Source organism: Paenibacillus terrigena DSM 21567 (assembly GCF_000374845.1).
GTDB lineage: Bacteria > Bacillota > Bacilli > Paenibacillales > Paenibacillaceae > Paenibacillus_K > Paenibacillus_K terrigena.
The window spans coordinates 62,768-81,770 of sequence record NZ_KB895423.1; the positions used below are offsets into that span (position 1 = coordinate 62,768).

At 45.1% G+C, this 19,003-nt stretch carries 12 protein-coding genes; all 12 read left to right on the forward strand.

What is annotated here, in order from left to right; translation table 11 throughout:
• Positions 1-515 precede the first annotated feature (515 nt).
• On the forward strand, positions 516-4,643 hold the full coding sequence (locus tag C558_RS32840) for an Ig-like domain-containing protein (protein ID WP_018759020.1): 4,128 nt from the start codon (positions 516-518) through the stop codon (positions 4,641-4,643).
• A 178-nt stretch (positions 4,644-4,821) separates the two neighbouring features.
• Positions 4,822-5,661, forward strand: coding sequence for an amidohydrolase family protein (locus C558_RS0124900; protein ID WP_018759021.1), 840 nt, complete (start codon positions 4,822-4,824; stop codon positions 5,659-5,661).
• 9 nt (positions 5,662-5,670) lie between these two features.
• Positions 5,671-7,983 carry a helix-turn-helix domain-containing protein gene (locus C558_RS0124905; RefSeq protein WP_018759022.1) on the forward strand — a complete coding sequence of 771 codons (2,313 nt, stop codon included), beginning with the start codon at positions 5,671-5,673 and terminating at the stop codon, positions 7,981-7,983.
• A 220-nt stretch (positions 7,984-8,203) separates the two neighbouring features.
• The gene (locus tag C558_RS0124910; protein WP_018759023.1) at positions 8,204-9,118 is read left to right on the forward strand and encodes an ABC transporter permease; all 915 of its coding nucleotides are present in this window, start codon (positions 8,204-8,206) and stop codon (positions 9,116-9,118) included.
• Between the two features lie 14 nt (positions 9,119-9,132).
• Positions 9,133-10,065: a carbohydrate ABC transporter permease gene (locus tag C558_RS0124915; RefSeq protein WP_018759024.1), complete on the forward strand. Its 933-nt coding sequence runs from the start codon at positions 9,133-9,135 to the stop codon at positions 10,063-10,065.
• A 102-nt stretch (positions 10,066-10,167) separates the two neighbouring features.
• Positions 10,168-11,658, forward strand: a complete 1,491-nt coding sequence (locus C558_RS0124920; protein WP_018759025.1) for an ABC transporter substrate-binding protein — start codon at positions 10,168-10,170, stop codon at positions 11,656-11,658.
• 107 nt (positions 11,659-11,765) lie between these two features.
• Entirely contained in the window at positions 11,766-13,622 is a 1,857-nt protein-coding gene (locus C558_RS0124925; protein ID WP_018759026.1) for a heparinase II/III family protein, read from the forward strand.
• Between the two features lie 45 nt (positions 13,623-13,667).
• Positions 13,668-14,570 (forward strand): aldo/keto reductase, encoded by a 903-nt coding sequence (locus C558_RS31825; RefSeq protein ID WP_018759027.1) that lies wholly within the window; start codon positions 13,668-13,670, stop codon positions 14,568-14,570.
• A 28-nt stretch (positions 14,571-14,598) separates the two neighbouring features.
• Positions 14,599-14,859: a hypothetical protein gene (locus C558_RS0124935; protein WP_018759028.1), complete on the forward strand. Its 261-nt coding sequence runs from the start codon at positions 14,599-14,601 to the stop codon at positions 14,857-14,859.
• Positions 14,860-14,905: 46 nt separating this feature from the next.
• Complete coding sequence (locus C558_RS0124940) at positions 14,906-16,945, forward strand: hypothetical protein (protein WP_156826255.1); 2,040 nt, start codon at positions 14,906-14,908, stop codon at positions 16,943-16,945.
• Between the two features lie 28 nt (positions 16,946-16,973).
• Positions 16,974-18,110, forward strand: coding sequence for a glycoside hydrolase family 88 protein (locus C558_RS0124945; RefSeq protein WP_018759030.1), 1,137 nt, complete (start codon positions 16,974-16,976; stop codon positions 18,108-18,110).
• A gap of 15 nt (positions 18,111-18,125) precedes the next feature.
• The gene (locus tag C558_RS32845) at positions 18,126-18,800 is read left to right on the forward strand and encodes a hypothetical protein (protein WP_018759031.1); all 675 of its coding nucleotides are present in this window, start codon (positions 18,126-18,128) and stop codon (positions 18,798-18,800) included.
• Positions 18,801-19,003 lie beyond the last annotated feature (203 nt).

Genomic DNA, 19,003 nt, shown 5'->3' on the forward strand with positions numbered 1-19,003 from the left:
ACCTCCCAAGCCAATTGTACTGACCAAGTGTTCGCAGCACTTGGTCTTTATTATCTATAAATTACACATGTAAAAACATGTATCAAAAACTACGCTCCTTTAAGCCATTCAAGTTGTGGATACAAAAAAGTTAAGTGAAACCTTTGCAAATGAAATGTTGCCAAAACTTTTGGGGGACTTCCTTTGTCGATACGGTAAGTTATTAGGAATAATTATGTTTTATTACACTAAATCTTTGATTGTACAGTATCAATGTACTGCTATTTTTGATTTTTACAGTTTCATATACGCATCCTTCTGTGCAATGGTAGGCATATAAGATGCGAAAGGAGGGATAGCGGTATCAGACATGGAAGCGCTTCAGATCTCCGTATTCGCATCAACTCAATAGGGAGGTGATAAGTCGCTTTTGAATGGGTTGATCGCAAGCGGTGAGAAAACGGACAAGAATCATGACGGGAAAGTTGACATGATAGACCTTGCAATTGTGGCCAAAGCGCGATAGGAGGATATGTATGAACTTATTAAGAAGAATTGCTAGTCCAATATTAGCATTTACTCTGGTATATAGCCCACTTTCAGATATGGGGTCCATATCCAAAGTACATGCTCTGGAAGCTACTTCCAAGGCATTCTATATAGCCAAAAACGGCAATGACGCAAATAGCGGTACAATGGATGCACCTTTTGCAACGTTGGAAAAAGCAAGAGATGCGATCCGCGAGTTAAAGAGTACTTCTGGATTACCAGATGGGGGAGTTACCGTTTATCTCAAAGAAGGTGTATATAACCGTACGGAATCATTTGCGTTAACAGACCAGGATTCGGGCACATCAAGTTCTCCAATAACCTATAGGGCATATGGAAATGATAAGGTTTCTATCATGGGCGGATACAGCATAGATACATCAGCTTTTTCACCTGTAACAGACCAAGCCATTTTGAACAGGCTTCCGCAAGAAGCTAAAGATAAAGTCAAACAGATTGATTTAAAAGCACAGGGCATTACGGAATTTGGTCAAATATCAAAGGCTGGATACGGTTGGCCTAAAGCTGCACCAGCGCCTGAACTCTTTGTAAATGGAAAGTCCATGACATTAGCGCGATATCCGAATACAGGCTTTTTAACGACAGGAACGGTAGTTCAGCAAGGATTTATTCCACGTGATCACATGGCGGATATGCCGGCAGGAAATCCGAGTCATCCTGACTATGTCCCAGCAGATCAATGGATTAACAAACCAGGGCCAATCTTTAAATACAGCGATTCTCATGTCGACAACTGGGCACAGGAAAGCGATCCATGGCTCTTTGGATACTGGAGATGGGACTGGGCAGATGATAATTTACATATTAAATCGATTGACACGGTCAATAAAACAATAGAGGCATCCCATCCAAGCATGTATGGTGCCATTAGCGGACAGCGATATTATGCCTATAATTTGTTAAGTGAAATAGACATGCCAGGTGAATGGTATCTGGATCGAACCAGCGGTATTCTCTATTTATATCCGGAAAAGGACGTAAACGATAGTGAAATGCAGCTTTCCGTTCTTGATAAGCCGTTAGTCGATATGAAAAAGACTGATTTTACAAACTTCATGGATATTACGTTTGAGGTTTCCCGCGGACACGGCATAAAGATGATTGATAGTTCCAACAATCGTATTGTGCATTGTACCTTTAGACGTCTTGGTCAAAAGGCGATCATGATTGGGGACGAGGAGGCTTTAGCTGATGACCCGGGCAATGTTAAATTTAACAGTGGCTATACAGGAGGAAGCAATAACGGGGTTATAAGCTGTGACATTTACGATACAGGGCAGGGCGGAATATACATGTTAGGAGGCAACAGAACAACACTTACGCCTGGAGGACACTATGCAGAAAATAACCATATTTATAGGTACGCTCGTATATTAAGAACATATACTCCGGCTATTTCCATAAATGGTGTAGGAAACAGGGCTACCAATAATCTGATCCATGACGCGCCCCATATGGCGATTCAATTTAAAGGAAATGACCATGTTATTGAATTCAATGAAATCTATGATGTATGTCAGGAAACCAGTGATGCCGGAGTAATCTACTCATTACGTGATTGGACCTACCGCGGCAATATGATTAAAAACAATTACATCCATGATATAACAAATCTTGGAGGGCTTGGTTCGTATGCTGTTTATCTAGACGATTTATTGAGCAGTGCAGAAATAACAGGAAATGTATTTTATAACGTTTCAAATAGCGCATTTTTGCTAGGCGGTGGCCGTGACAATACGGTTAAATACAATATTATGATTGACAGCGGCAAATTTATGAGCCTGGATAACCGTGGAGAAGGCTGGGCTGCTTACCATGCTGAAGCACCGAATGGAACAGCCTATAAAAATTTAATGAGTGTTCCCTATAAGCAGGAGCCGTGGGCGAGTAGATATCCGCAACTTGTAAATCTATGGGAAGATAGCCCTAAGATTCCTAAGGGGAATTTTGTAAAGGATAATGTGCTCTATAACACAGCAGAGGGGAGTATTGCAGACAGCGCAAAAACATATGGCACGATCGGAAATAATTTAAAACTGACAGCGAATGAAGATGCTGGGTTTGTAGATAAGGCAAATAGGAATTTTATGCTGAAAGATAGTTCCATCATTTATCAGCAAATTCCTGACTTCCCCAAGATTCCATTCGATAAGATGGGGCTCAAGCTGGATGAATACCGCACAAGTATCGATGCCAACATTGGGGACTTCCATTTAGTTGCCCCTGCAAACCGTTCAACGGATCTTGACCCCATGAATGTTGTCTTCGAGTGGCAGAAGGCTGATGGTGGAGAGAGTTATGAACTGATTGTCGCAGAAGACGAAGCATTTACCAAGATAATAAGTGATGTAAAATTGAATGGGACTCGTAAGGCAATTGATGGGTTAGAGGCAAATAAAACGTATTATTGGAAAGTAAAAGCATATGTACTTGCGAATTCTGTTACCGGAGGCAAGTGGAGTTCTGAGGTATATACATTTACGACAGGAACATCCAGTACTTTTACAGAAGACTTCGAGAATGGATTTGTAGGTTGGACGGTAGAGAAAGGAACAGCCAGTACAAGTAGTGCACAAGCACATAGCGGAACAAAGAGCTATGTAAAAGATGAAAATGTTGATGCTATTTCCAAAACATTTTCTAACTACTACAATGGTTACGTTACCGTCTGGTATTATGACAACATGTCTGGCGCTACGAAGCAACTGGTGAATGTTGAAGGTGGAAAGTGGATCGCTCTAGGTGTCGATACAACGAAAACGGCAAGCAGCGGCGGAGCAAAGTATCAGATCCGTATCGATGGTGATTTCACTTCTTCGGGTGTCGATCGAACAAAAGGTTGGCATAAGTTTACCTGGGATTATACATCTGGAGACCATGTTGATCTGTATATTGACGACCAGAAAGTCGCAACAGCAGATTCCAAATCATTTAATAAAATTGCCATGGGAGACTTCTGGGGAGCGGCTGGCATTGGATACTTTGACGATATTAAAATAGAGAATTTAAGAGTAGCCGTGAAGAGTGTAGCGTTAAGCAAGCCAAGTATGGAATTGGAAGCAGGAGGCACGGAATCGATAACAGCAACGGTAACGCCTAATGCTGCTGCGAACAAAAATGTGACCTGGAAGTCTAGCAACGATGCCATCGTATCCGTAGATCAGAATGGCGTTGTGACAGCCCATACGGAAGGAACAGCTACCATTACGGTAACGACGGCTGACGGGGGATACACGGCAGATTGCACGGTTACAGTGAAAAAATCGATGCCGAGAGCGGCATTAACCGGTCCTAAGACGGTGAACTCCGGCCAAACATTGGATGTCACGATGGGATTGAGCGGCGTTACCCAAAATGTATACCAGCAAATGTATGGCCAAGATTTGACGCTTACCTATGATCCGGTGAATTTGCATCTCGATTCCATAACCTCGGTTAAAGACGGTTTTCAAGTCATCGATCACAAGGAGTCGGTGCCGGGACAAATCCGAATTGTGGCTGCCAGCGTGGGTACGAACGTGTCGGCTCAAGGCGATTTGTTGCTAATGAGGTTTAAGACAAATTCTGTAACCCAGGCAACCTATACGACAATTTCAATAGACCGTGCAGTGATTGCTAATGGACAGGGGGATGAACTGCAGGTCGGTGGAGCATCCCATGAGGTACAAATACAGATATCTAATTTACCAGTAGATAAGTCGCTGTTGAATGCGCTGATCGCAAGCGCTCAGGCGAAACATGCTGCAGCAGTGGAAGGCAGCGAGGACGGTCAGTATATAACAGGATCCAAAGCGCAATTGCAGTCGGCGATCGATATAGCCCGTGGGACAGCAAACGATCCGAACGCCACGCAGCAGCAGGTGGATCGTGCGAAAGAAGCATTGGAAGCAGCCATTCACGTGTTTGACACCAAGCGGATAACCGCAGATATCAATGGTGATGGAATTATCTCGATTGGTGACTTGGCTATCGTTGCAGGGGCCTATGGCAAACAACAAGGCCAGGCGGGTTGGAATGAGAAAACGGATGTGAATCATGACGGGAAAGTTGACATTCTAGACCTTGCCATTGTGGCCAAGGCGATCTTGAAATAGAATAGCTTTGCAAAATGCTTGCGGGGAAGAAGAAAAGGGGAGAATCATTCTCCCCTTTTCCATTTTTACAGGCTTTTTGTCATGTCCATTACTTTTTGCTTGAAAAATAGTACGAGTCAGCATATTGTAATCAATAATGATTTATATATGCTAAAATTTAGAAATGAGGTTGTAGTTCATGATGATTGATGCACATCAGCACTACTGGAGACTAGATCGGGGAGATTATGGCTGGTTGACACCATCTTCTGGTTCCGTACTATTTCAGGACTATATGCCGGACTTGTTAAAAGATGAATTACACCATAACGGGTTTCAGGGGACCATTGTTGTACAAGCGGCGCCGACGATGGAAGAGACGACATTTCTTCTTCAATTGTGTGATAAAGAAGAAACCTTGATGGGTGTCGTGGGCTGGCTTGATATCAATGCTTCAGATTTTGAACAGCACTATCTTCGTTTTCGTAGCCATCCGCGTTTTGTAGGAATTCGTCCAACTTTCCCAGATATTTCGGATGGAGAGTGGGGGCATCACAAGCAGCTTATACATAATTTATCCATACTTGCTGAGGACGATTGTCCTGTTGATTTGTTGGTTCGTCCACCTGGTTTGGCAAAAATGGCAAAGCTACTCTCGTATGTGCCTAACCTGCCTGCCATTGTCGATCACCTAGGTAAGCCGGATTTGTCAGGGAAAAGTGATCAACTATGGGCGGACGGATTACGCGCCATTGCGAAATTCGAACGTACCTCCTGTAAGTTGTCTGGACTCGCGACAGAAGGGGAGTTTGGTAATCGCAGGTCAGCCCAAGTGATACAGCCTTATATTCAGCATGCCATTCAGGTGTTCGGTTCTTCAAGGCTAATGTTTGGCAGCGACTGGCCGATTTGTCTGCAAGCAGGCCGGTTTACGGAGATGAGGTCTATGATTGAGGAGGCGTTGTCCCATTATTTATCCACTGAAGAGATCGATCATGTATTTGGCCATAATGCCGTTAGGATATACGGTTTACAATAGGAGGGAACCATGAAGATTCTTCCGAAGTATAGATCAAGAAAATATCTTTTCCGATTGCTCCTCTCCATTTCGATCGTTACGGTAATTTTTCTGACGATCAGTTCGTCACTCCTGTACTACATATCCGAGAATAAGATGCTCCAAATGCAGCAGCAAGCAGATTTGAAAGTGCTTTCACAAATTAAATATAACATCGATAACTTGAATGAAACGGTCAAAAATATTACAGTTTCCACTTCTATGGATTCGGATGTTGTCTATTTATTGAATACGTCCGTGATGGATAAAGGTGAACTCGCACAAAAGCTGAACAGACTGGAAAAAATGGTCTCAGGGTCTATGTTCCTGCAAAGCGTTACGATTTATAACGCCAATACGGGATGCTACTATTCAACCCAGAGCAGCATAAATTGCGCGGACGATGGCATGAACGGTTCACTGTCCAAGTATATAAAGTCGCATAAAGATATCCCAAGGCTGAAGTTCATCCCTATTTCGGGCGTACAAGAAAAGTCACCGGTGTTCTCGATGTTTATCTATGACGAAGTAACTGACAGCAAGCTGATTGTAACATTAAAGCCGTCCTGGCTTTTTGATAATATCAGTAACTTGAATCATGTGGACAGTGAACAGCAGGGCACGATTTTTGTTACAGACAAGTCTGGTACGCCGCTTCTGGAAACTACGATGAATACTCAGGTTCCTTTGGATGAATACCGAGAGGTGATTCGAAATCGTGCCGAGGCCGGTGTCGATCAGGATTATCTCGTCTACGAGAGCGGCAGCAACAAGTTTATACTTAGCTTCATGTCATCGAGTCAGAGTGACTGGATCATCGCGAGCGTACAGCCTTATCAAGTTGTTCTCGGAAAGCTCCAAGAGATGCGCAAGATTTCTTTGATCATTATCAGCGTAGTTCTCGTGTTGTCCATAGCGGTTTCCTTTATTATTGCCTATCGACTCTATCGTCCGATTGAAAATATGCTGCAGCAGATGTTGGGGAAGCGGACCAGCAGTGGAACGGAAAAACGTTCGGATCTCGATGAGCTTAAACTTATTACCAACGAATATCAAGACGCAATGCACAAGTTAGTTAACCTGGAAAAGGAAGAATATTCCCAGAGGGATCAACTCAAAACCTTTGCACTACGTAGACTCATCTCCGACGCCAGCCTGTTAACGCCACAGGAGATCCAGCAAATTCAGTGGGATATCGATCTTCATCAAAAGCTGCGCCTTTGCGTGCTTCTCATTGATGATATAGAGGAATTCGAAGGGCAATCCAGCGATTCCGATAAACGTCTCTATAAATTTGCGATTGCCAATATTACGAAGGAAATATTAGCAAGAGATTTGCACTGTGAAATTGTACCGATGCAAAACGATCATTTCGTGCTGCTGCTTGGGGAAGCCCAGGAAGGTTCCAGCATGCGCTTGGAAAACCTGAAAGGAATCTTACAAGAGCTGCAGCAAACGATCATTGCCTACTATCGAATTTCGCTATCCATTGCAATCGGAGATGAAACGCAGGAATACAGCCAGCTTTCTCGCCAATATGGTCAGGTTCTGGAAAATGCATCCTACCGCATCGTCCATGGGAAGTCTTGTATCATTACATCTGAGATTGTCGAACGGAATAAAGAAAATAATGGTCCCTTTCAGTTCCCAACAGAAGTGGAGAAAAAAATATTGGAATCCATCAAGTCTGGTCAAAGCACGAAATTCCGTGAACAGCTCGAAGGTTTATTTCATCAATTGGAAAGCTTACATTTCAACAACATCATGTATTCCGTGTTTCATCTGCTCGCCATTCTGAATCAAGCAGTGGGGGAAATGAACAGTAACTCCGTTAGACAGGTGAATCTCGATTTCAAATATCAATACCAGCAGCTACTCAAACAAGAATCACTGCATGCCATGTTCAACATGTTCTTGACTATTTTTGAAGAAATTCATGGGCAGCGCTCACAGGACTTCAAAACGCAATCCAATCGGATATTGATTGACACGATCAAGGAAATCATAGAGGAGCAGTATGAAGATGCCAATCTAAGTCTGTCGAGTATAGCGAGCACCATGAAATTATCATCCGCCCATGTCAGCAAGCAATTCAGGCAGCAGGAATCGATGTCGGTCAGTGAATACATCAATGAAGTCCGTCTGCGAAATGCACTCGCTCTTCTTGAGAATAATGACTACAGTATCTCACGTATTATGGACTTGGTAGGCTACAGTAACGAGAGTTATTTTTTCAAGCTCTTCAAGAAGAAGTTTGGCACTACGCCCAAAGAATATCGTTTTAAAAAAGTTCTTGATGAATAATTTACATGGTCAGCCGCTCCGCAAGCCGTTTCAAAGTTAACACGCTGAAACGATGCTACCGGGGCGGTTTTTTGTGTTATGGACGTAAACTACAGTATTTTAGCGTTTTTACCTGCAAAAAGTAGAGTGTTTTTTATTAATTACAGTATTCCTTTTCCTTGTTTTCACGGGATAATAGGGGCACAGCAGTCGCTTGCGGCAATGAAAAGGAGGAGCAGAAATGATTAAAAAAGAGTGGAGGCACTTTAAGCGAAACCGGGAATTGTTCATCATGTCACTACCGGCGATCGTGTATAAGTTATTGCTTAGCTATCTGCCGATGCTCGGTTTGGTTATCGCATTCAAACAGTATCGATACGATCTTGGTGTATTTGGAAGCGAATGGGTGGGATTTAAGAACTTCAAGTTTTTCTTCAATTCGGATACAGCACTCATCGTTACTCGCAACACCATACTGTATAATCTTGCTTTTATTGTACTCACCATCTTGATAGCGCTTACATTAGCTATTTTATTGAATGAACTCTCAAGAAAGTGGATCAAGGTGCATCAAACGGTCCTATTTTTGCCTTATTTCCTATCTTGGGTTGTCGTCGGATATGTGGTACTGGCATTCCTTGATCATAAAAACGGCTTTTTAAATGTCATTTTAGGACTGTTCGGTCAAGATGCGATCAAATGGTATGAGCAGGCAAAGTATTGGCCGGTGATCATTGTCATTACTCAGCTCTGGAAGTCTGTAGGCTTTTCAACACTCATCTATTATGCAGGAATGCTGTCCATAGACTCCAGTTATTATGAAGCGGCAAAAATTGATGGCGCTAACCGATGGCAAATGATTCGTAAAATTACGATTCCGACTTTAATGCCATTGATCGTGATTCTGTTCATTATCGATGTAGGGAAAATATTCAGGGCGGACTTTGGATTGTTCTATTTTATTCCGAATGACTCGAGCTTTCTCTACAGTACGACAGATGTTATTGATACCTATGTATACCGGTCACTTCGGGTTGTCGGGGATATTGGAATGTCCACTGCGATTGGATTATACCAGTCCGTCGTAGGGTTTATTCTGGTACTTCTGGCCAACTGGGTTGTTAAAAAAATAAACTCGGATAACGCGCTCTGGTAAGGAGGGGATGCAGAATGTCTACGATACAAGTTACGATAAACAAGAAAGCTGCAAAAAGCTCTTTGGCAAGTAAAAAATCTAGCTGGAGTTCCCGGATTATTAATCTTTTCTTCTGTGCGCTATCCATCTTGTTAATCATTCCTTTGATTCTGGTCATATCCATCTCGTTCACTGATGAGAAAACACTTCTACAACACGGTTACCATTTACTCCCGGAGAAGTTTAGTCTTGAAGCATATTCCTTAATTTTTAAATCCCCAGGCGTATTATTGAATGCCTACGGTATTACCATTCTGGTGACCGTGATTGGGACGGTTATTGGATTATTTCTAACTAGTTTGACCGCATACACGATCTCACGCAAAGATTATCGGTATCGTAAACCGATGACCTTATATGTATTCTTTACCACCTTATTTAGTGGCGGGCTCGTTCCGTTCTATATTATGGTCACCCAGTATTTGCATCTAAAAGATACGATGTGGGCATTGATTGTCCCGTATTTGCTAAGTCCATTTTACATCCTGGTGATGAAAGGTTTTCTGGATAAAATTCCGTTAGAAGTCATTGAATCCGGCAAGATCGATGGGGCAAGCGAATGGCGTATTTTCTTTACCATCGTGCTGCCGCTCTCCTTGCCAGCGCTAGTTACCATCGGGCTGTTCATCTCGTTCCAGTATTGGAATGATTGGTGGCTGGGCTTACTGTTCATCGACGACCAGAAGTTGGTTCCACTTCAATTAATGTTGTATCGCGTAATGAGCACCATCGAATATTTGTCCAACAATATGTCAACCGTTAACGTGAGTATCGACATGACGCAATTTCCGAGCTTGTCAGCAAGAATGGCTATGGCGGTGCTTGCAGCGGGACCGATGATGATCGTTTTCCCGATGCTGCAACGATTTTTCATTAGCGGCCTAACCGTAGGTTCTGTCAAAGGCTAGTCGAATGAACGGGTATCAAATTGCTTGGTACGACGGGTTCGTCTTCCCGTTCGTACGAGCAGTTGATATAAATATCATAATATACTTAGGGGGAAAGATGGGATGAAGAAGCAATGGCTCAAATTGTTTGCAGGTGTGATCAGTTTCGTATTGGTATTGACGGCATGTGGAGGTGCCAAGGAAGAGCAGAAAGCCGCAGATGGTAAGCAGAATGAAGAATTGCCTCCCGTAGAGTTGGTATGGAATTTCCCATTAAGCGCAATTCCGCAAGACTTAGCAACCGTTCAGGAAGCGGTGAACAAGATTACCAAAGAGAAAATCAATGCAACGGTAAAGCTGCAAGCGCACACATTTGCCGATTACAATCAAAAAATGAACACGATCGTTGCATCCGGTGAAAAGTATGATGTTGCTTGGGTGGCCAACTGGAACTGGGACTATCTGCAAAACCAATCGAAAGGTGCTTTTCTGGAGCTGGATGATTTGATTCAACAGAACGCGCCGGATTTACTGAAATCTATGCCTGATTTCGTCTGGGATGCTGCCAAAATCCAAGGTAAAATCTATGCCATTCCCAACTATCAGACGGTAACGAAAAAAGAAGGTTTTGTCATTCAAAAGCGTTTTGCAGACATATACAACTTGGATGTCAGCTCCATTAAGAAGTTCGAAGATATCGAACCGTTTCTGAAGCAAATTAAAGAAGGCGAATCACCGGACGTGGTTCCATTTCTGAATGATAAGAGTGGAAGATTCAGTCTAATGTACCAAAGTCAAGGGTTAGAAGCGATTAACAATGTCGTGGGTGTGGAGCTTCAGAATCCTGACAAACCTATTAATTTGTTCGAGACACCACAATATAAGCATTACCTGGATGTGATGAGAGACTGGTATACCAAAGGCTATATTAACGAAAATGCGGCAACGCTCAAGAACAAAAACGATATTATCAAAACAGGCAACGCAGCTGTTCAATTCCATAATGTGCTGAAGCCGGGCGGTGAAGTGGAAGCCAAAGCAGCCAACGGCGGAAATGATGTCATTTACGTGCCAATTACGGATGCGTACGCTTCCACAGGCACGGTTATTACAACGATGCAATCCATCAGCAAAAACTCCAAAAATCCTGAACGCGCAATGATGTTTATCAATCTGTTGAACACAGATAAAGAACTTTATAATGCCATCAGTTACGGCGTAGAAGGTAAGCATTACAAGAAAGTGTCTGACAACGTCGTTCAAATCAATAAAGATGGCGGTTATGCACCTAACGCGAACTGGGTATTCGGAAACACATTTAACGCTTATTTGGTTGAAGGGATGGATCCTTCCGTCATGGAGCAGACCAAGAAAGAGAATGAAACGGCGCAAAAATCCCCATTAATGGGTTTCAAGTTCGATAACACGCCAGTTATGGCGGAAATAGCCAACTTGGCTACGGTGATCGATGAACATCTGCCGGGACTCGATACAGGTACGGTTGATCCAAATACGAATCTGAAAGTTTTCCAGGATAAGTTGAAGCAAGCTGGCATCGATAAGGTCATTGAAGAAATGGCAAAACAAATTGAGGCCTGGAAGCAGACGAAGTAATTGGTAGATACGTACCGTGACGCCTTGGAGTGGCTCACGGTACGTATCTTTCCTATGGCGTTAAACGGCTATCATTTCACTAAGTCTTCACGATGGAGGTAACCACATTGATCAATCAACTGACACTCAAGCAGTTTAAACAGGCTTTGGAGGAGACGGACTGTCCCTCACAGATTCTTTTCGCAGAAGCAGTCTCCCCCGAGCATTGGCATAGGATCAGAGAAGGGACAAAATACGCAGAAATTTGGGAGCAGCTTGAGGCAAAAGCGGAAGAACTGCTCGCGATGCCGCCGGCGCCCCCCTCATTCTCGGACTTTATTTTATTTGGCAGCACCGGTGACCGGATCATTTATCAGAGCAAGCGGGATCAGCTCTACTCAGGGTTGCATACATTCAGTCTACTTGCCATGGCAGACATCCGCCCGGAATGGATCACAGGGTTGGAAAATGCAATTTGGAACATTTGTAATGAGTTTACGTGGGTACTGCCTGCGCATGTGGGGCTCTACCATAACCAATATCCGAATCAAATTTGGGACCAGACGAAGATGCCTCGCGAAACGGTTGATTTAGCGGCTGCACACATCGGATTTACGCTGGCTGAAATCATTCATTTGGTGGGGGATCGCATGCATCCGTGGGTTGTCGAACGCGTCAAGGCAGAGATACATCGGCGAATTTTTGAGGTGTATTTCCATAATCCAGTCCCTCAGAACTGGGAGCTCAAAACGAACAATTGGCCCGCCGTCTGCGCTTCTTCCATTGGTGCGGCAGCGATCTATCTGGAACAGGACAGTGAAAAGCTGAGCGGCATGCTGTGGCGAGTCATCAATGTTCTCCGCGCTTACCTATCCGGCTTTGATGAGCAAGGGGCCACGCCGGAGGGACCGGCCTACTGGCAGTATGGATTTTCGCATTTTGTTTTTTTTGCGGAGTTGTTAAAGGAGCGAACGCAAGGGCGAATCTCCCTTCTGGAAGACAAGAAAATCGAGCAAATTTCCCTGTTTCCGCAATTTTGCATGCTGGGCGGTGGGAAAGTTGTCAATTTCTCCGATTCCGCCGAGCAGGTGAAATGGAATACGGGCGTGATTCATCGCTTGCAGAGCTATGCACCGGCCCTTCAAATGCCGGAATCAACGACCTGGCTGATGCCGACTTCGAACAGCTGGTTGGACAATTCTAGACTTATGCTGTGGTCTCCTGATCGGACTGAATCCCAGACAGAGGAGGCCTGGCGAGATTCGGGACGGGTTGAAGAGAGGATTTTCGAAGGGAATCAGTGGGCCATTTCGAAGGTCACCGATGTTAAGGGTCGCATGATCGCTTTTGCAGCCAAGGGCGGGTATAACGAAGAGCCGCACAATCACAATGATTTAGGGCATTTTATTCTCCATGTCGATGGTAGAAGTGTGCTGGCAGATATGGGACTCGGCGTATATTCCAGACAGTATTTTCAGCCGGAGTATCGTTATAAGCAAGTAAACGCCGGATCGCATGGCCACTCCGTGCCTATTGTTAACGGTTGTACACAGGGCTTCGGTAGACAGTTTTACACGGAAATGACCGGGCATCATCAAACGAATGAGGAAATGGCTGTATCCCTGGATCTGACTAATGCGTATGCATGTTCTGATTTGAGACATCTTACACGCCAATTTGTATGGAAACGCACTTTGAACGAAACGCCGTATCTCGTCATTCGTGATCGGGTTTCTTTTTCCAATCAACCGACTTCCTTTCAAGAGGTATTCATCAGCAGTGTTCAGCCAGTGAAGACGGTTCCAGGTCAATTAGAATTGAGCGATGTTACACTTTTCTACGAAGAGAGTGAGTGGTCTGCTGAAATAGAGCCCGTGACGCTAGATTCCGAAACGGAGAAGGGAAAGAGATTTTATCGGATCATCCTTCATCATCAACATCCGATATCCGACATGGAGATCGCGTTTCGGTTCGTGATTAGCTAAGGATAGCAGCATTGTGCTCGAAAAAGAATAAAGGAGCGGGCCACGATGGAATATGCCACATTAGGAAAAACAGGGTTTAAAGTATCCAAAATCGGTCTTGGCGGAGCACCGCTTGGCGGCGATTACGGCGGGACAACGGATGAAATTGTAACTCGAGTCATTGATCACGCACTGGATTTAGGCATGAACTTTATTGATACAGCCCCCTTGTACGGGCGAGGGGAAAGCGAACGGAGAATCGGGAAAGCACTGCGAGGTAAACGTAGCAATGTGATTATCGCCTCCAAAGCAGTTATGCGAGGAGATCCTTACACGTACGAGAATACGATAAAGTCAGTTGAAGACAGCTTGAGCAGACTGCAAACAGATTATATTGATTTGATTCAACTCCATGAATTGGAGCAGACCACCTATGAACAGGCGATAAACGAAACGCTGCCCGCTTTCCGTAAGCTGAAGGAGCAGGGAAAAGTAAGAGCGATTGGTGTGAATGCAGGTCGTCTTGATTTGTTGATGCCATTCCTTCAGGAGGAATTGGTCGATACGATTCAGACTTATGCGAAATATACCTTGATAGACTATTCGGCAAAAGATGAGCTCTTGCCCCTAGCAAAGGAGAAACAGATCGGCGTGATTCATGGCAGTCCGCTTGCGATGGGAATTTTGGCGGATCATCCGGCTCCTTTTTTGCAGAACAATGAGTTCTTGCTTGAAGAAGCCGCTCGAAGAATGACACAGCTTGATTTTCTAAGGAATACTGAACCGAAAGGTCTTGTTGAGCCGGCGCTTCGTTTCAGTCTGACTTGCCCGGATATCGCTATAACACTCGTGGGAACAACCTCGATTCAATCACTAACGTTAAATGCTAGCTTTTGTGATGGTAGAGGCTTATCTGATGATGAGATGACAAAAGTGTTTAGCTTATTCCAAGGGCAGCGATTGTTATAAATGGTTCTGACGAACAGGAGGTTTCAAGATGGCCATCACAGAAAACCCGATACCCATTCCGGTTATTCATGCAAAGCGTCAAGCGGTTTCGCCGCAGTGGGCTGTTATGCAGCGCCGACTATTTGATCAACTGAACAATGTCCATAATAAGTGGCTAAACGTAGCTTTAGCTGGAGGGACGACGGTGACTTTGCGGATCAGCATGGATCGATATGTGAACGCTCCTTCTTATGATATGCCATGGGCAGACCCAGAGAAACAAGATTTGCTAGTCGGTAGAACGCTATAGTCACAACAAAGGAGTGAAGCAGCGGATGGACGCTCATGCCTCATATTTGAATAAACTCGCAACAGCTGACCCTATTTCCGATCTGATAAATATTTTTACATCTCGTAAAACACAGGTTTCAATTCAGCAAACCAAGGTAGGAAGAGAGCATTATCTGGATTTTGCCGAAGGTCAGATACGTGCCTTTTTACCCTATATGAATGAGCAAGGGGCTATTCTCGATCCGACAGACGGTAAGGAACATGAATATGCAACGGCATCCTTTGTCAAGGCAGGCGCAGTACTTCTTCAATCAGGACGATGCTGGGATATGCAAGAAATCATTCTGAAGGCGATGGATTGGGCCAGTTATTGTCTGGGCGCAAATCAGGTGCCGGACGATCATGCTGACTTTACATCTCATATGCTGGTACTGGGGTATGAGCAGTTGTCCAGCTATGCTGACCCTGACAGAGTAGATTGCTGGCGTTCGAATTTGCAGCGAGTTGAACCGGAGCTTACCTATTCGCAAACCGAGCAGAATTTCCCGGATATTCGACAAATTCGCAATTGGGCTACGTATGCGATGCACGGAGAGATGATGAGGTTTCGCGCCGGGCTGACGGATTCCACTGCTTTTATCGATAAGTACCTGCCGTATCAGCTGACCCGATTTACGCCGGAGGGGCTCTATCGAGACCCGAATTTGCCGGCCGCCTACGATTTGGCCGCAAGAGACCAGTTAAGCGGTGTGCTAGAAGCACGCTACGAGGGAGCAGCCGCTGAACTGCTCAAGGTTCTTCTCCACCGGGGCGCTAAAACCATGCTGTTCACCCAATCGACAACCGGCGCCACAAGTTGCGGCGGTCGCAGTAATCAGCTGCTGTGGAATGAGCTCTCCTTCGTGCATATTTGTGAGAGAGAAGCTGCATATTACCTGCGGCACGGGGAATTGTTGTGGGCAGGAACGTTCAAACGTGCCGCGCATCTAGCCTATCAATCGATTCTTCGATGGGTGGAGGATTCCGCTGAATTTCGATTATTCAAAAACCGCTTTCCGATCGCGGATCGTGTGGGTTACGAGTTTTATGCCTATCATTCAACGTACAGCTTGTATGCCGCACAGATCGCCGTTTCATGTTATTTGGATGCAGATGATTCGATTGAAGAAACAGCTGCCCCCGCCGATGTTGGGGGATTTGTGCTGCATTTGCCTTCATTCCACCGCATTTATGCAACAACTGCTTTGATGCGGGGCGGATATCATATGACAATCGATACCGCTGCCCAGATGGGTCAGGATGCAACCGGATTTGTTCGATTGCACCGGGCAGGTATCCCAGAAGAAACGGCGCTGTCGACCGGAATCGCTGGGCTGGAGGGAGAGATTCCCTGGATATTTTATCGCCCGAAGCAGACAATTCCCGCACCGCTCTTTCCGGCAGCCATTGGTCCAATATGGCGGGATGAACATGGAACTTGGCATAGGCTGGCAAATTACGGTCGAAGACAGCATGAAGTTTTTCATGCATTGGATGCGGAGGGACAACCGCTGAATGCCGAACAGCTGTCGTGTTTATGTGAATTATTGGTATCGGAGCCTGAAGGTCAAGAGAACAATCTATGTTTTGCCTTAACCTATGATGCAAATCCGCAACCGAAGGCTTACCTTCTGGATCCGAAAACGCCCGGCGCCAACGTGAATGAAGTATACCGCAGGGCAGTAAGCGATGTTTTGCCGAGACCGGGGATTGGCAGTGCGGAGCGTATTAAGGAACATTACCGAATAGGCGTGGATGGAGTAACGGTTACCTGGAAGTTTGATGCGGCTGAAGCAGCTGAGTTGACTGCAGTTGGCGTGACGGTTCCGCTGCTGGTGACGAATGGGACGGATCAATCGTCGATCTCCTGTGAGGGGAATAAAGTTACGGTGAAATACGGTCATGCTACATATACCGTGTGGGCGGATGAAGCAGAGACAAATATTGAACTAGAATTGCTGCCGGGAAGAATGCCGAACCGGAATGGTCATTACCAGCTAGCACAATGGACGCGGAAGGATAAACAGGAAGTCAGACTGTACTTTTCACTGACGAATGAACAATAAGGCTTCGGACCAGAAGGGGGTAGAGATGATGAACATTGAGTCGCAGACTGAGTCGTCTAGTCTTCTTTGGTTAGATCAGACTTGGAGCAAGATTCAGAGAAAGGTCGAGAACATGTGTGAGTCGATCGGTGCTGACTTCCCATACGCCTCATATCATGGCAAATATAATCGGGAGGAGGCGGATTGGTGGACCAACGGTTTCTGGCCCGGACTTCTATGGCTGGTTTATCGTGAGACCAAGAATGATCGTTTAAGAGAAATTGCCGTGCTTACGGAATCGAAAATGGATCTGGTTCTACATGGCTTTTACCCGCTCCATCACGACGTAGGCTTTATGTGGAGCCCGTCTTCTGTTGCGCAATATAAACTGATTGGCAGCGATGATTCCAGGAGGAGGGCTTTGACTGCAGCGAGTCACTTGGCAGGACGGTTCAACCCAATGGGCCAGTTCATTCGGGCTTGGAATCAGCCGGAGCGCGTCGGTTGGGCGATTATCGATTGCATGATGAATTTGCCTTTATTGTACTGGGCCAGTGAGGAAACAAATGATCCGCGTTTTCGCCATATCGCCAAACTGCACGCAGATACCACGTTGCGCGAATTTCTTCGTGCTGACGGGTCGGCTCACCATATTGTCTGCTTTGATCCAGAGACGGGAGAACGACAGGAAGCACTTGGCGGACAGGGCTATTCACCAGATTCCGCCTGGTCACGGGGCACTGCGTGGACCATTTATGGTATGGCTTTGAGCGCTCGGTATACTGGTGATATACGATATATCGATGCGGCAAAGCGTTCAGTCCAGTTCTTCCTGGCAAATCTACCTGAGGATGGGCTGCCCCCTTGGGATTTCCGTGCGCCCTGGGAAGAAGGAATGGCCATGGATTCCACGGCCTCAGCTTGTGCGGCAAGCGGCATGCTGGAGCTTAGTTTGCTAGTGCCGCCAAGTGAAGCTCCCTTGTACCGAAATGCGGCTGAGAAGCTGCTTCAGAAGCTGGACGAAAAATGCTCAGCCTGGAATGACCCTCATGAAGAAGCGATTCTTCGGTTCGGTACAGCCAATAGTCCACGAAAAACGCATGTTAACGTGCCAATTATTTATGGAGATTATTTCTTTGCGGAAGCCATTGTCAAGCTGCGCGGGATGAAAGATACGTTCTGGTAAGAGGGGATGTTTCCAATGAGACGTTTAATGTATTACTCCCAGCTTCGGCGGGACTCCGAAAGCGAGTTCCGCCGCACGGTGAATGCAGAAATTGAATCACTTCGAAGCGATTGGGCTGATCAGGGACTATCAGATGTATCTATCTTTGTATCACAACTATATGTGTTTATTTATGCGGAATCCGCTCATTCTTCGGCACAAATAGAGTGGCGCTGGCCTATTCACTACAGCCGATTGTTGGAGTCATGGCCAGTGGATCCACTAAGCTCGTTTCAGCTTGAGAACATGTCCAGGTTGGCGGTACCATTAATTGATATCTTTCATGATGGAATTCCTGAGCGTTATGACTCGTGGAGAGAACATCGTCAAGTTGATGAGCGAATCGGCTCGATTGCTTGTTTACGACCGGAAATGACAGCAAGTTATATCTATTACCACTTTCAAAAGCAAGAAGAAGCAGCGTCAAGCTTCAACGAGACCTATATTATCGGATTGTTCGGTACGCTGATCTTCTCATATCATGAATTGCCAAGCTTTATTAGCGAACACAAACGTCAGGGATGTCTGAATTCGCGGCAAACACCAGCAAATTGGTATGAAGTGATGCAGCCGCATTTTAGGGCTTGGAAAGATGAAGCGGGCAGAGATTTACTATGGATGCGGATGGAGAGAATTAATGGAAGCATATGAAGGTATTTCTTACAATTGAGCACTGGGGTCTGACGACAAGAACATATAGACATTGAAAGCCGCATAATTGCGGTTTTTTGTTTTACTTGAACGATTAGATAAGACGCAAGTTTCAACTCTAATTTATTCTAAATTTTTCCTTAATTATTAACGATTCACTCAACTTTTCTCTTCTTTTATGAGTTTATAAAGTATAGAACGAT